This window comes from Puia sp., assembly GCF_035546395.1.
In the GTDB taxonomy this organism is placed as follows: Bacteria; Bacteroidota; Bacteroidia; order Chitinophagales; family Chitinophagaceae; genus Puia.
In genome coordinates this window covers 581,003-595,867 of sequence record NZ_DASZXR010000015.1, presented here as the reverse complement: position 1 = coordinate 595,867, position 14,865 = coordinate 581,003, and the positions used below count along the sequence as shown (strand labels likewise).

Below are 14,865 nucleotides of genomic sequence, written 5' to 3'. Positions count from 1 at the left end.
ATGTTATAATTTGATTTGCGCCTCGGAGCCTCCAAGGAAATTGGCCCCTCGGCGCAAATCAATAATCATTGGCCTTCGGCCGACGAAACTGTGTTTCGTATTGGATTTTCCCCAGTGAGCCTGCTGCTTAGGAGCGGAATCATTACATTGAAAAAAATAAAATGTGAAAAAACTTTTTCAAAATAGAGTATAGAAAACTGGGTAGATTAAAAGGAATCCCTATATTCGCATACTCTTGTAGCCAAGCCGATCCTTCGAAATGACATATTTGTGAAGAGTCAATAAAGACATTCAACCGAAACCAACTGCATGAAAAAATCCGCCCTTAGTCAGGCGGGTTTTTTGTTTTAGGGCATTCACAATTTTGGATCCCGCTCCCTATTTTCCCATTTAAAGTGATCATGAACAGGGCCATTGGCCGGCGGTCTTTTTGGATCAGGCAAAAATATTAGTATTTATTATAATCTAATAATGTAAATAATTTTTAATATTTATTGGAGCGCCCTTTCCCGCAGCCTGGTGACGGTTTCCCTGATCCGGCCGATGGCATAGTCCACTTCTTCTTCCGTGGTGAAGCGGCCCAGCCCGAGACGTAAGGAACTGTGTGCCAGTTGGTCTTCAACGCCGAGCGCTTTTAGCACGTAGCTGGGTTCCATGGAGGCCGAAGTACAGGCGGAGCCCGAGGACAGTGCTACGTCCTTGCCGAGACCGGCGAGCAGTGCCTCGCCATCGACGCCGGGGAAGGAGAGGTTGGTCGTATGCGGCAGCCGGAATTCGCGGCTTCCATTGACCCGGGCGCCATCGATGGCCAGAAGGCCCGTCTCCAGTCTGTCGCGCAGCTTTGCCACCCTTGCTGCTTCCGCGATCATCTCCCGTTCGCAGATTTCACAGGCCATGCCAAGGCCGACGATGGCGGGGACATTTAGCGTCCCGCTGCGCATCCCCCGTTCGTGGCCGCCTCCATCCATTTGCGCCGTCAGCCGCACCCGGGGGTCGCGGCGCCGCACATAGATGGCGCCGATGCCTTTGGGGCCATACATCTTATGGGCGCTGAGCGTGAGCAGATCGATGCCGTCGGCATTGACGTCGATGGGGACCTTTCCCACCGCCTGGGTGGCATCGGTGAAAAAAGGAATACCGTGTCGCCGGGCGATGGCGCTAATGGCAGGTATCGGCTGGATCACCCCGATCTCGTTATTGGCATACATGACGGCGATGAGCACCGTCGTTGGGCGGATGGCCGCCTCCAGCTGACCCAGATCGATGAAACCTTCGGGGTTTACCGGCAGGAAGGTGACTTCCCCGCCCAGCCGTTCGATATGATGCGCCGTGTCAAGCACCGCCTTGTGCTCGGTGACGACGGTGATGAAATGATTGCCTTTCGAGGCGTAGGCCTCGAAGACTCCTTTTAGGGCCAGGTTGTCGCCTTCGGTTGCGCCGGAAGTGAAGACGATCTCCTTTGTCTCCGCGCCCAGGAGCCGGGCCACCTGTTCGCGCGCGATATCCACGGCCTCCTCCCCTTCCCAGCCAAAGGCGTGGCTACGGCTGGCCGCGTTGCCAAACTTCTGCGTGAAATACGGCAGCATTGCTTCCAACACCCGGGGATCGACCGGGGTGGTGGAGTTGTAGTCGAGATAGATGGGTAGGTTCATTTGACAAAATTAATAATATCTTTAAAGCAAGCCGATAACATGAGAAGACTGCTGATACCCCTTTTACTCTTTGGCTTCGGGCTGAGCGCTGTCCACGCGCAGGTACTGCCGGTGCGTAATTATGGCACGCGGGAGGGCCTCAACGCGGCGAGCATCAGCGCGGTATTGCGGGATTCCAGGGGTATGCTTTGGGTGGGAACCTATAACGGCGTGAATTGGTATGACGGCAGCCGGTTCCAGCAGCCGGCGATGAGCACGCGCAGCGGCCAGATCTTTGTGAATCAATTCTGTGAAGACCGGCGGCGCCAGGTGTGGATCGGGAGTTGGTACAGCGGGCTTTACCGCTATGCCGACGGGGTGTTTTCCAACTGGCTTCCCGATACGGTGAATATTGGGTCGCAATCCAACAGTATCCTTCATCTGACCGAGCTGCCGGACGGGCGGATGTTTTGCGGGACCGATCATAATGCGTACGTTTTCGACGGGACCCGATTCGCAGTCTTTGATTCTGCGAATAAGGATCTGGACCGGCAGATCACGGCAACGGCATGCTGCTCCAAGGGAGATATTTTCATCGGGCTTTCAAATGGGCTCGAATTATACAGGCGGGAAAAAGATGGATGGAGGTTTGCCACTCGCGTTTTAAAGGGTATAGAAGTCACAAAGCTGGTGGTTTCGAGGGATACGGTCTGGATCGCGACGAGTAAAGGACTCTATTATCAGACGGGCATCGGGCAGGCGCCTGTGGCTGTTGTTGCCGGTCCCGTCGGCAATATCTTTTTCGATCGAAACCACACCCGCTGGTATACCGGCGCCGGCAGCGGCATCTGGCGGCAGCAGCCCGGACGCGTTCCCGAACATTTCACCCGCGACAACGGTTTGCCCTCGAACGAGGTCCATTGTGGCTGCTCGGACCTGGAAGGTATCGTGTGGCTGGGTACGGAGAATGGCCTTGCGAAGCTGACGCCGGCGGGCTACCGTTTCTTCCCGGTGCGGGAGGGCGACGAGGGCGCGACCATCACCGCGCTGGCCAAGGACGAGAATCAACGCCTTTGGGCGGGAAGCTATGAAAACGTCTTCCGGTTCGACGGCGGCGACGCACACGAAGAGCATACGTCAGGGGGCAGGCGCTATGGTTTCGTCTATGCGATGAGGAAAGACAGAAGGCGGCGCATCTGGCTCTGCACGTCCAGCGGGCTTTATTGCGTGGATAAGGGGGTCGCGCGATTGCGCAGTGCTTCCGTCATCAGCAGTATATATGAAGATCATAGCGGCATCCTTTGGCTGGGCGGAACAGACGGCCGGGTGCATTATGTCGAGAACGATCAATTGCATTCGCCGGTGTTCGATCATTTGGTCGACCAGCGGATCACGGGCATTGGGCGGGATGAGGACGGATCCCTTTGGGTCGGTTACGCGCTGGCCGGATTGCGGAAGTTGAAGTGGATGGATGACAGCTTGCGGACCATTCGCAGCTGGTCGGCAGAAAATGGCTCTCCCCGCCTGTTGGTACGCAGCCTGCTCGACGACGGCACGGGACATTTATTAGTGGGCACGCGGACCGGGGGTCTCTTCATCATCAGCCGAACCGGCGACTCCGTGATCAATATCACCCGCGACCAGGGGCTCAGCGGCAACTGGATAAAGGATGTCATCATCGACGGCCGTCAGGTGTTCCTGGCCACCAACAACGGCCTCGACGAACTCGAGGCAGGCGCCTATCATACACCGCCGCGGCATATCACCTTTAACGACGACCGCGTGCCGGTGGAATTCAATACGGCGCTGCTGCAATCGGACACCCTTTGGCTGGGAACATCCCGGGGTGTGCTGGAATACAGCCTCCACGGCCAGCAACCCGACAGCCTCGCCCCGCCCGTACGGCTGCTGAAACTGGCGGTCAATGGGCAGGCGGACAGCAACTTCCGCCTCTTCACGGGCGGCACCCGCCTGCGGCGGCTTGCCTATAACCAGAATAATGTCTCGGTGGACTTTGCCGCCCTCAGCTTTCGCGATGAAGACCGGGTTCGCTACCGCTATCGCCTCGAAGGTCTCGATACCGGCTGGAATGCCTTTACCGACAGACGCTATGTCAACTACATGAACCTTGCGCCGGGCGACTACCGCTTCCTTGTCCAGGCCCGCAACGCCGATGGGCTGCTGAGCCGGGAACCGGCCGTTATTGCGTTCTCCATCGCCGCCCCCTTCTGGCGAACGCCCTGGTTCCTCACGCTTACGACGCTTGCGGTTCTCAGCCTCGTCTATGGGCTTTATCGTTATCGCCTGCACCAGGCTCTCGCCATCGAAAGATTGCGTGCCCGCATCTCCACCGATCTGCATGATGACACCGGTTCGACTCTTAGCAGCATCTCGATCCTCAGCGATATGGCCTTACAGGAGGAGGAGGCAAAGGGCGGCGGCGGCAACGGCACACTGCTGACGCCGATGCTGAAAGAGATCCGGGACAACTCTCTTTCGCTGCTGGAAAAAATGGACGATATTGTATGGAGTATCAACCCGCGCAACGACACCCTGGAAAGCCTTATGCTTCGGGTCAAGCGCTTTGCCGCTCAACTTTTCGAAGCCCGGGGCATAGAGTATGAGATAGATATCGAGCCGGAGATCCGCCGGCTGCGGCTGCTGATGGACCATCGCCAGAATCTTTACCTCATCATGAAAGAAGCGATCAACAACCTCGTCAAATATTCGGATGCCGCGCGGGCGCATATCCGGGCCCGCTACCAGCGGCATCACCTTGTGGTCGAGATCAGCGATGACGGCAGGGGCTTTCCCGCCGAGGCGATGGCCACGGGAAACGGCATCATCAATATGCAGAACCGGGCCGGAGCGATGAAGGCCGATCTGGCCATCCGGACCGCGCCCGGCGAAGGAACTACGGTGACCCTTAGTCTAAAAATAACCCGACCGTGAGACGCGTCCTTTTGCTATTCTATTGCCTGCTGATCGCCGGGCTTTGCCACGGGCAGGCGGTGGCCAATTTTGCGGCGAAGCTTTCGGTCGACAGCGTTGTTTGCCGCGTCGATTCGGCGGCGGTTACCGACACCGTCCTTTTCCGGGAGATGGGACGCAGTGTCCGTAACCATGTCTTTATGATCGGTGCGATGCTGCACAATAACAGCGATTCCGCGGTTCCGTTCTCCCTTGGCTACGGCGAGCTGGATTATATCGATGCGCGAATGGGATCCCAGCGGGTGCAAGGCGGCACCTTGCGCCGGACGCCGGCGGGCGCCAGCTATCTTCAACGTCAAACCGGGGCGTTACCGCTACGACTGTCGCCTCATGCCACCCAATGGCTCAGCGTTACGATCCGTCAACGCACCGACGAGTATTCCTTCGACGGTATCGCCCTTTATGATGAAAACTCCCTCAACGCGGCCTTTGTTCACGATCTGCCGGCGAGCAACGGCTTTCTCATCCTCCAAATGCTTTTTCAGGGTTTTCTCCTCTGTCAGCTGCTGTATGCCTTCTTCCAATGGCTGATGGTCCGTCGTCCGGAATACCTGTATTATTTCCTGTACATGCTGTTGATCGGTCTCTATTTCCTGAGCAAGCAGGAAGGCCTCTTTGGCACGGACGTCCTCTTCACCCGCTGGCCCGTGCTGAAGATCTATCTCGGCAAGACCCTGCTGATACTCCCCTATTATGTCTATTTCCGGTTCATCCGAAGCTTTCTCGAGATCCCGCGCGACCATCCCCGGCTCAACCGATGGATCGTCCGGCTCGAGGTCTTCCTGCTTGGATATGCCGCCTTCGACTTTATCTTCATCGTCGCCACCTTTGACCGGGGGTTTCAGACCCTGGTTTACACCGTCGTCTTTGCGGGTGTGTTCCTGCTTACGCTGGGATTTATGATCTATATGTACCGGCGCCGGCAGGCGCTGATCTTCTATATCATCTCCGGCAGTCTTTGCGTGGCTACGGGGCATATCCTCGGCCTGATCTTCAGTTACCTGGAGATCAACCGGCATATCGACCTGGGCGTTCCCGACATCTTTGTCTTTCCCCAGGCCGGTATCGTCCTGGAAGTGCTTTGCTTCACGGCGGGTCTGAGCTACAAGAGCCTGATGACGGAGAGGGAAAAGCTCAGCAGCCAGGAAAAACTGATCGAGCAATTAAAAGCCAATGAGCTGCTACAGCAACGGATGCAGCATATCCGTAATAAGATCGCGCAGGACCTGCATGACGATATCGGCTCAACCCTCAGCAGCATCTCTATCCTGAGCGACCTGGCGCTCCGGGAGAATTCCGGCAGCCAGACGATGGAGACCATGAACGAGATCAAGGACAGCTCCATCCTGCTGATGGAGCGGATGGATGATATCGTCTGGAGTATCAATCCCCGCAATGATTCGCTGGAGAACCTGTTGATGCGGGTGCGGCATTTCGCCACCACGCTCTTCGAGGCCAGGGGGGTGGACTATGTCATCGATATCCAGAGGAACATCAACGAGGTTCGGCTGCCGATGGACTACCGGCAGCATATCTATCTCATTCTCAAGGAGGCGATCAACAATCTCGTCAAATATGCCGATGCCACGCAGGCCTGGCTGGAGGTGCGGTTCGACGAGCGACATTTGGTTCTGGCCGTTCGGGATAACGGCAAGGGTTTTGATTCTTCGCGGGTTGGCAAGGGTAACGGACTTACCGGCATGCAGCGCCGGGCGGGGTTAATGAATGCCAGGGTGGAGATCGTTTCGGCGCCCGGACAGGGTAGTTCCGTCCGGCTGCAGGTCGATATCGCCTGAATATCCTATAAACATCCGATTGGAATCCTGCCAAATCCTTTGCATATTTGGAGCAATGATCAAGATCGCCATCGTAGAAGACAACAATACGTTGCGTTCCAGCCTCGAGAGCCTGTTCAACCGGACCGAAGGCATGCGGTGCGTGGCGTCCCTGAGCAACCTGCTGAATGTCATCAGCGAGGTGGGGGCGGCCAATCCAGAGATCATCCTTATGGATATCGGTCTCCCCAACATCTCCGGCATCGAAGGGGTGCGGACTGTTAAGACCCATTTCCCCAACATCCAGATCTTGATGTTCACTGTCTTCGATGACGATGAAAAAATCTTCGACGCCATCCGCGCCGGCGCGAGCGGCTATCTTTTGAAGAAGACCCCGCCGGCGGAGATCATCCAGGCCGTTCGCGACCTCTACCAGGGCGGCGCGCCGATGACCTCGAGCATTGCCCGCCGGGTCATCCAGTCGTTCCAGGCCGCGCCGACGACGATCGTGCAGGACTATCAGCTGACGGTGCGGGAGAATGAGATCCTTTATTCCCTTGTCGACGGACTTAGCTATAAGAAGATCGCCGACAAATACTGTGTAAGCATCAGTACCATCCGGACGCATATCTGCAACATCTACAATAAGCTTCACGTCAACTCCAAGGCGGAAGCGGTGGCCCGGGTGCTTGGGCCAAGGCGGTGATCCGCGACCGGATGCCGCCATCCAAAATCATATATTCATCCGATTGACCCGTGCCTGCTTTTATTGTCTATTTGTCCAAATAGACAAGCCATGAAAAAAAGCATTGCATTTCCCCTCCTGGTAACCTGCCTGTCCTTCGGCTTTGCCGCAGCCGTACAGGCCCAGGTCACGGATCCCAAAACGACGGCAGGCCAAAGCGCCAGCGATCACGTCAACAACAATGTCTCCAACGGCATCAATAATAGTCTCGACAAGGCCGAGAACGGGATAAAGGGTCTTTTCAAGAAAAAGAATAAAGGCGCCAAGGCGGACGGCAGCAAGGCAAGCGCCGCGGGTGTGTCCGGGGCGGCGGGGGCGACGGCAGCTGCGGAGGATGCAGGCGGCAATGCACCGGTCTCGTTGAAGACCTATTCCAACTATGATTTTGTCCCCGGCGACCAGGTCATCTTCGACGACAATTTCGCCGATGACGCCGACGGGGAATTTCCCACCCACTGGTCGCTCGAGAAAGGCCAGGCGGTGGTCAATAAGGTTGCGGGCGTCCAGGCCTTCTGCCTGACGGAAGGCAATTATGTCCAGGTCGCACCAAGGATGAAAACACCGGACAACTATCTGCCGGACAATTTCACCATCGAATTCGATTTCTTTCCGAACAATGGATCCTATACACCTGGCTTGTTGTTTGGCAGTGGTGACGACGGCACGGGCCAGATCTTTTTTGGAAAGGAGGTCAGTACAAGTTATTTCGGCAAAGATTTCAGCGCCGCTTATCCGGGGGATGGGGAGCATTTCGAGGGCAAATGGCACCATGCCGCGATGATCCGTAAGGGAAATCAGATCAAATGCTATGTGGATCAGTACAGGGTGCTGGTGATGCCCGATGTCTCCGGAGTCAAGCTTACCCGTTTAAATGTCGGCGGTATCGGTGGCACCGAAGCACCGATCGTCTTTAAGAACTTTCGCATTGCGGCGGGCGGCAATATGAATATGATCGGTAAGAAATTTACCGAGAACAAGATCGTCACGCATGGGATCAACTTCGATGTGGACAAGGCGACCATCCGTCCGGAGGGTATGGGTACGTTGAATATGGTCGCCGGAGTAATGAAGGACAACCCGGACCTGAAATTCGAGATCGACGGACATACCGACAACAGCGGCGCTGCCGCCCACAACCTCGATCTGTCTCAACAGCGGGCGGACGCCGTCAAGGCCCAGTTGGTCACCATGGGCATCGACGCCTCCCGGCTCACGACGAAGGCCTTTGGCGACACCAAACCCATTTCGGACAACAACACCCCTGAAGGAAAGGCCAATAACCGACGCATCGAATTCGTAAAAATATGATTAAAAGTGTATTTTTTTCCGGGATGCTCTGTTGTACAATTCTTGTCCTTCACGCGCAAACATCCCCTTCCGGCGGGGCCGGCCTCTGGGACGCCAATCACTTCCTCTGGTTCACCGGTCATTGGGGGAAGAACGGTAACAAACATACTTTCATCATTGATAAAGGCACCCCGACCCCAGGCGCCCCGTCTACCCCCGCTGCCCCGTCCGATCCGGACGATCCTCCCGGTAATCCGCCGGGCGGGGGTACCATCACGTTCAATCCCGACGGCTCGGTCAGTCTGGCTAACGGCAGCGTAGACGACTGGAATAAGCGGATGGACCAGGCCCTTGACAATGAACAAAAATATCTAAAAGGTCTGCAGAACCCTGGCGATAACCTTGACCCGACGACCCATCATCTCAATCAGTTGTTGATCCCCGATGCGGAACAGCGGGTGCAGGACATACAGGCATATAAGATCGACCCCTCGGCGGATATGTTGGGTACGGGGAACAAGTCCTCCTCTCCCGCCCCCGGCCGAAGCCTGGCCGACGCCGTCGCGGATGGATGTAAAGCCGTCAAACCCATTTACGATGAGGTTATGGACTATTATAATACGCAGGTGAAGGGTCATAAGAACGATCTGAAATACCCTAAGCCGCCGGAAACCGATTACGACTGTTACAGCTGTGATTCCAATCTCCGGAAACAGTATGACACGACAAATCGGAACTATGCCCGCGATTTTGCCAAAGAGGAGGTCGCTATCGCAAAAAAAGGCTTCGGCCTGTTGCACGATCTGGGTCTCGTGGGCATCAATACGAATATGGTCTCCTATCCTGAAGGGCTTGGCGATCTTTTCTCGAAGAACAAAAAGGATCCGTCCAAATCCGGCGCCTGTGCCTTTATGGACATCGGGGCGCTTTCGGATGCCACTTATGCCATCGCGCATCATATCTATATGCGGGCGGAAAAAATGATGTACGACAATAAGAACAACTATAAGGCTGCGCCGGCGATAGTCCGCGCTTTTCTTCGGGTCAACAGGGAGTGGCGGATGATCGGCGGTCAGGATAACGACGCAAGCGTATTGCCGGTTTTGTCAAACCTGGTGGAAAAATCCGTGACACAATATGTCGACAAGCTTAAAAAGAATGACTGGCGGCAGATCAGCAATATCCCCCTGATGTTGTCGATCGTTCGTGACGCCGCGTTGATGGGGGGCAAAAGCAGCGATGTGAGCGATCAATTCTATCTAAGCCTGGCGAATATCGTGAACGGCTTCAAGATGACGGTCGATATGGATATCAAGATCGGTGTCAAAGACGGCTACAAACTGGCGCATCTGAAAGGCGAATGTCACGTTATCCCCTCCTTCCAGGACGACGAGAAACAATGTTATAAATGGGTCGTTGCGGATGAGAATCGAAAGACGGCAGGTTTCGATGGGAATGGCTGGTACATGGCGAAGGAACTCCAGGATTTTGATGCGACCCTCCTGGCGGCCCAGGTCGTCGCCCCCGGGCCGATGCCGAAATATACCGGTACAAAAAAATATACCGTGCATCTCGCGAATCTCGCCATGGATTTCTGTCACCCCGGCAACGATACCATCAATCTCACCGGCTTCACCGCCAATCCACCCCAAGCGGGTACCTGGGTATGGCCCGGCGGCGCCACGACCCAGGAAGGCCAGATCGGTATGGAACAATATTTCGAGGATATCAGCAACAAAAAGAAATTCGCCGCCGATGGCGAGGCAAAAAAGGCAAAGGACGAACTGAAAAGCCAGACGGAACAACTCAGGGTCCAGATGGAGGCCCTCAAGGCGCAGATGACCGCCTCGCAGGGAAATGCGCCGCCCGGCGCCGCCTATGAAAAGATGATGGAATTCAAACAGCAGGCGTTGTCCAGGGTCTCCGCCCCGATCCTGGCGAAAATAGTCTATCTCTATTTCCTACTACCTGTCCAGAACAACTCGACCCAGTTGGTCAAAGCGGAATTCGACGCAAAAAAGATCAACCCGCAAGAGGCAAATGCCGTCATCTACGGCTACTATCGGATCAATATCACAAATGAAGCCAACCCAAAAATCAAATAATATGTATTTGAAAAGGATCTTTTTACCTGTTTTGTCGCTTGGATGCATGTCCCTTGTCCATGGCCAGAACGCCTGGCAGGGCAGTATCACGACCATGCTGACTGAAATCCCCGTTCCCGGTTCCGGCGCTTCCTGTTATGGCCAGAGCACGAAGCTGATCGACCCGGATACGAAAATCGTGAGCATAAAGGATAATGGTCCGGCATTTACCGGGCTTGAGGCCCGGCTGGAGAATATCATGAAGGCCGCCATGTCCGCATCAAAGGCGCAGGCGACGGCGCCACCCAGTGCCGACCAGGTCGCCCAGATGCAGCAGCAGGCCATGCAGCGGGCAGCGGCGGCTCAATCGTCGAATCCCCAGCAGATGGCACAACAATACCGAAGCAGCAGCGGCGCCCCATCGGCGGACGATATGGCGGTGATGAAGCTGATCGGCCAGGCCCAGACAGCGGCGGGAAATATCAACCGGCTCAGCCTTGAAATGGCGCAGAAAAGGGGAAAGATCAACAAGAACCTCGATTCGGTACATATGCCGCCCAACTGTCCCGAAGTGCAGCAGGGCGGGTATGCCGGACCGACCTGCGCCTGTCTGCGTGGACATGAGGTGGACTACCGGACCCGCCGGGTAGCGGCCCTGAACAGTTATGTCGAGCAAATGGCGGCGTTGTTTAACGAATACCTGCCGAAGATGAAGGCCGAGGCGGTCATCATCGATCAAATGGAGGCCAAAGCAAAGTATGGCGAGGGGGTAAGCAATCCCGCTTTTCGCCAGATGGTGGTAAGTATCCAACATCAGGGGTTTGGGAGTGTGACATCGATGCTGAGTCTTTCCGGTGATGTGTGGAAGGATGCGGCGGAAGAATATGCAAAGCTGGTGAACGCGCAGAGCGGGGCTTCCATTCCATGCGGCGGCAAACCATAATTCAATGAGACGAATTCTTTTTTTGCTTTTGTTCGCGGCGAACGGCGCTATCGCTCAGAAATGTCCTTATGCCCCGGCCGATTGTCCGACGACGCGGCCAGACCCTTATGGATCGCCGGAGGATAGTATCAGCCGGCTTGACAACCCGGTGCTTCCGCGGGAGGTCACGATGGAAAACCGGTTGAGGGCGAAGCTGCTCGGATGGATGGAGCGGGTGGCTCAAAAGGAAGGTTGGGAGTACGTCGAGCTCTCGGAGGATCTTGCATCGGGCGAGAGGGACGCCAACGGGAACGTCCTTGCCTACCCGCAGCGTCCGCCACACTGGATGGTCTTTCGATTCCAGTTCATCATCAATACCGATTCGTTGCGGGCCTGGGATAATTGGCAGCAGAGTTTTGCTCAACGGCGTTTGGATAATGCCCGTGCGGGAAGGTCCGATGCCGGCTTTGAGGCCGAGCGAAAAAGTCAGCGGGTGCATTTCCGCGATGCCTCCGTGCTCGTCGCAGAGATCGGGTTCAATATGGACTTTGCCAAGACGCCCGGCGAGGTTGCCGTGCCGGCGGTCAGTCCTGGACCGATTTGGATGAGCAACCCGGCGCCCGATCCGATCGCCGCAGACCTGATCAATCGTTCGCACAACTGCGTGCTGTTGTTGCAGGGAGACTGGAAAAAGTCGCCGCTTGGCGGGGGATACAGGCCGACCGGTAAAAAGATAAAATGTGATCAGATCGAGACCATCACCGTCCATCTCTCCGGCAATGCAACGGCCATCCGGCGCTGTCTGGCCGACTGGCCGGCGGCCGAGCTTGATGGCATGATCGTCCGATAAGAAGTTATCAGCGCACCACGAAGGAACGCGTATAACGCTGGCCGGGTTTGGCGCTCACTGCCCGAACGAAATAGGTTCCAGCGGGAAGTTGGCGGGTAAAGGCGATGCGCGGCGCACTTGTGTTGGTAAACCGGCTGCGTTGTATCAGCCGGCCATCAGCGGCGATGATATCCACCTGCCAGGGTTGGGGGCTACCGGGGATGTTCATGCTGATATAGTCGACGGCGGGGTTTGGGTAGAGGTAAAAGTCATTTTTCACTGCCTGCATCCCGCGATCGAGGTCGATGATCCGGATGATCGAAAAGCTCACGGCGCCCGACTGATCAACGATCCGAAGCCGGAAATACAGTCTCCCGGCGGCGGTGGGATCGACGGGATAGGAATACGTATACGAGGCATCGGCGGCGACCGGATCGGAATCGACGGTTGTGTAGCCGGTATAGTTCGAGCCGTCGCTGCTCACCTGCACCTGGTATTGCCGCCCGGCTTTTTCGTTGGTCGTGCTCCAGCCGAGCAGTACGGTGCCGTCGTTCTGTTTCACTGCCGCAAAGGTCAGTATATCATTGGCCAGGACGCCGGGGCTGCAATAGAAATAGGAGACCTTGAAACGGACGGTATCCGAATAGGAGACTACCGAATAGTAATTGGGCATGTTGAGCGCCGTGGTGGTGCTGTAGGTGTATTTCTGTGATCCCGTGCCCGAATACGATCCGTTGTCGAGCGTTCGGTCGGCCGTGGTGAGCGAATCGTAAACGAGGGGGTAGCCGATGACCGGGTGAGCCGCGGTCAGGGCAGCCTGCTGTTGGTCCGCAAGCGCGGGGATGGTCCATAGCCTGCTGAAGGTATTGGCGCCGAAGAGATCTTCGCCCGTTGCATTGTTGAGAACGTCATCCGATCGGTAAAGGGCGATGGTTGAAGCACCGGCCGGAGACCCCTTTTGATTTTGGATCACCAGCCTCGGGTTGACCGACACTTGTGATTCGATCGTCATTGCATACAACGAGGTCTGGCTTTGCGGGAAGAGCGGTATCGTGTAATCGAAAGAAGGCGGGTCTTGCGGATCCGTTCGGATGACAACGGTGTCATAGACATAGGAGCCGAGCGTACCGCCGCACCCTTGTGCGGAAAGACGAAGGGGAAAGAGAAATGAAGCACTGATCAACAGGAACAGCAACAGGGGTATGGACACCCCGGGATATTGGATTCTGCACGGTTTCATAGGGATCTTTCTTTTGGATTCCGCGCTAATAACTTCGAATAATCGATTTTTATTTTGTGCGATTGTTGCGCTCTAAAGGTTTCCCTTATCGATCACCCGGGATCGCGGACGATGAAAGAGGATATGGATACCCGTTGGCCGCGAAGGTCCGTGATACGTACAAAGTATGGTCCGGCGGACAGATGGTTGCTGAAAGGGAGATGAAGAAGATTGGATTGAAGGAAGGCCGCGTGTTGTACGAGGCCGCCGGAGGCAGAGAGGATGTCCACCTGCCAGTCGCCGTTTGGCGTGCCGGTGGCGATGTCGATATGATCCGTTGCGGGGTTTGGATAAATGCGCAGGTTTTTCCCCGACGACCCGACCGACACTTGTTTTACGGGGGACCAGGTGAATTTCCCGTTGTCGTTCATTTGCAGGCGGTAGAAGACATTCCCATTGGCGCCGTGAGGCAGGACATCGTTGTACGTATAGTTGGCAGAGCTGAGATCGCCGTTGGCGTTCATCGTAGCGGTGGTCGTGAAGCTGTGTCCGTCTTCGCTGCGTTGGATCTCGTACTGGCGGGCGGCTGTTTCGTTGACCGTGGACCAGTCCAGCTGTACGGTGGATGGTGCGGCGAGCGTGGCGGTGAAGCGGGTCAGGTCGGTGGCGAGGACGATGCCGGTGCGGCAATACAGGTAGGACATGGAGAACTTTGTCGCGCTGATTGTCGAGCTGCTGAATGTGTAGGCGGGGCTGTTATACGCCAGGAGGCTGGTGTATGTAAAGGACATGTATCTGACGCTGACGTTGCCTTTGCCCATGAAGGGTCCGGTGGCGTCAGTGATACTGTCGACGGTGACGTTGTTGGTGATTAAGGGGAAGAGAGCCTGAGATTCGGATTCACCGGTGCCCAGGGTGTAGGTTCCGATAGGCTTCGGCGTCATCCTTACGACGGAGGGGCGGCCGGAAACCATATACATATCTTCCTGGCCGACGGTGAGATCGTAGGTAGCCGGAGTGGGATTGAGATTGGTCAGGTTGAAGCCGTAACTGGAGGTGACGTTGGCGGAGAGTTTTACGGAGATGAGCAGGCCCGAGTCGGGGTCGAACTGCGGGAAGGGAAGGGTGTAAACGGCAAATCCCGTGTTGCTCAGCGTAGTGTCGTAGGACTTTGTCGCCTGGTAATTCTGGCATTGGCCGTAGCTGCGGCTATGGATCAGCATTCCTATGCATATGGAGAGGCACAGGTTTTTCAACAGGAATGGATCGGGGCGTCCCATAGTAGACGGATAATGGATTTGTCTCAATAACTGCAAACACAGAATATTTATTTTCCATTTGAAGACAAAAAAAGCCGCCCTTGCGGGGGCGGCTTATATGTA

The 14,865-nt window shown here is 55.9% G+C and carries 10 protein-coding genes; 7 read left to right on the top strand and 3 right to left on the bottom strand.

Annotated elements, in window-relative coordinates:
• Positions 1 to 491: 491 nt before the first annotated feature.
• Positions 492 to 1,652: an IscS subfamily cysteine desulfurase gene (locus tag VHE34_RS20570; RefSeq protein ID WP_325591253.1), complete on the bottom strand. Its 1,161-nt coding sequence runs from the start codon at positions 1,650 to 1,652 to the stop codon at positions 492 to 494.
• A 39-nt stretch (positions 1,653 to 1,691) separates the two neighbouring features.
• Here VHE34_RS20570 and VHE34_RS20565 point away from each other — a divergent pair, with 39 nt between their 5' ends.
• The 7 genes from VHE34_RS20565 to VHE34_RS20535 all read left to right on the top strand — a co-directional run bounded on the left by VHE34_RS20565 (position 1,692) and on the right by VHE34_RS20535 (position 12,285).
• A complete protein-coding gene (locus VHE34_RS20565; RefSeq protein WP_325591251.1) occupies positions 1,692 to 4,583 on the top strand; it encodes a sensor histidine kinase in 2,892 nt (963 codons plus the stop codon).
• Positions 4,580 to 6,418, top strand: a complete 1,839-nt coding sequence (locus VHE34_RS20560) for a sensor histidine kinase (RefSeq protein ID WP_325591248.1) — start codon at positions 4,580 to 4,582, stop codon at positions 6,416 to 6,418. Before VHE34_RS20565 ends, VHE34_RS20560 begins: the two co-directional genes overlap by 4 nt.
• A 55-nt stretch (positions 6,419 to 6,473) precedes the next feature.
• A complete protein-coding gene (locus tag VHE34_RS20555; protein ID WP_325591245.1) occupies positions 6,474 to 7,103 on the top strand; it encodes a response regulator transcription factor in 630 nt (209 codons plus the stop codon).
• Between the two features lie 90 nt (positions 7,104 to 7,193).
• Entirely contained in the window at positions 7,194 to 8,450 is a 1,257-nt protein-coding gene (locus VHE34_RS20550; RefSeq protein WP_325591242.1) for an OmpA family protein, read from the top strand.
• Positions 8,451 to 8,473: 23 nt separating this feature from the next.
• Positions 8,474 to 10,534 (top strand): hypothetical protein, encoded by a 2,061-nt coding sequence (locus VHE34_RS20545; protein ID WP_325591240.1) that lies wholly within the window; start codon positions 8,474 to 8,476, stop codon positions 10,532 to 10,534.
• 1 nt (position 10,535) lies between these two features.
• Entirely contained in the window at positions 10,536 to 11,456 is a 921-nt protein-coding gene (locus VHE34_RS20540) for a hypothetical protein (RefSeq protein WP_325591238.1), read from the top strand.
• Positions 11,457 to 11,460: 4 nt separating this feature from the next.
• Positions 11,461 to 12,285, top strand: a complete 825-nt coding sequence (locus VHE34_RS20535) for a hypothetical protein (RefSeq protein ID WP_325591235.1) — start codon at positions 11,461 to 11,463, stop codon at positions 12,283 to 12,285.
• A 7-nt stretch (positions 12,286 to 12,292) separates the two neighbouring features.
• On the opposite strand, the gene VHE34_RS20530 is transcribed toward VHE34_RS20535, so the two are convergent.
• Complete coding sequence (locus VHE34_RS20530) at positions 12,293 to 13,504, bottom strand: T9SS type A sorting domain-containing protein (protein ID WP_325591229.1); 1,212 nt, start codon at positions 13,502 to 13,504, stop codon at positions 12,293 to 12,295.
• 92 nt (positions 13,505 to 13,596) lie between these two features.
• Entirely contained in the window at positions 13,597 to 14,763 is a 1,167-nt protein-coding gene (locus VHE34_RS20525) for a T9SS type A sorting domain-containing protein (protein ID WP_325591226.1), read from the bottom strand.
• Positions 14,764 to 14,865 lie beyond the last annotated feature (102 nt).

Coding starts and splice junctions, on each gene's coding strand:
- VHE34_RS20570 (WP_325591253.1), bottom strand. CDS start 1,652: ATGAACCTACCCATCTATCTCGACTACAACTCCACCACCCCGGTCGAT.
- VHE34_RS20565 (WP_325591251.1), top strand. CDS start 1,692: ATGAGAAGACTGCTGATACCCCTTTTACTCTTTGGCTTCGGGCTGAGC.
- VHE34_RS20555 (WP_325591245.1), top strand. CDS start 6,474: ATGATCAAGATCGCCATCGTAGAAGACAACAATACGTTGCGTTCCAGC.
- VHE34_RS20550 (WP_325591242.1), top strand. CDS start 7,194: ATGAAAAAAAGCATTGCATTTCCCCTCCTGGTAACCTGCCTGTCCTTC.
- VHE34_RS20545 (WP_325591240.1), top strand. CDS start 8,474: ATGCTCTGTTGTACAATTCTTGTCCTTCACGCGCAAACATCCCCTTCC.
- VHE34_RS20540 (WP_325591238.1), top strand. CDS start 10,536: ATGTATTTGAAAAGGATCTTTTTACCTGTTTTGTCGCTTGGATGCATG.
- VHE34_RS20535 (WP_325591235.1), top strand. CDS start 11,461: ATGAGACGAATTCTTTTTTTGCTTTTGTTCGCGGCGAACGGCGCTATC.
- VHE34_RS20530 (WP_325591229.1), bottom strand. CDS start 13,504: ATGAAACCGTGCAGAATCCAATATCCCGGGGTGTCCATACCCCTGTTG.
- VHE34_RS20525 (WP_325591226.1), bottom strand. CDS start 14,763: ATGGGACGCCCCGATCCATTCCTGTTGAAAAACCTGTGCCTCTCCATA.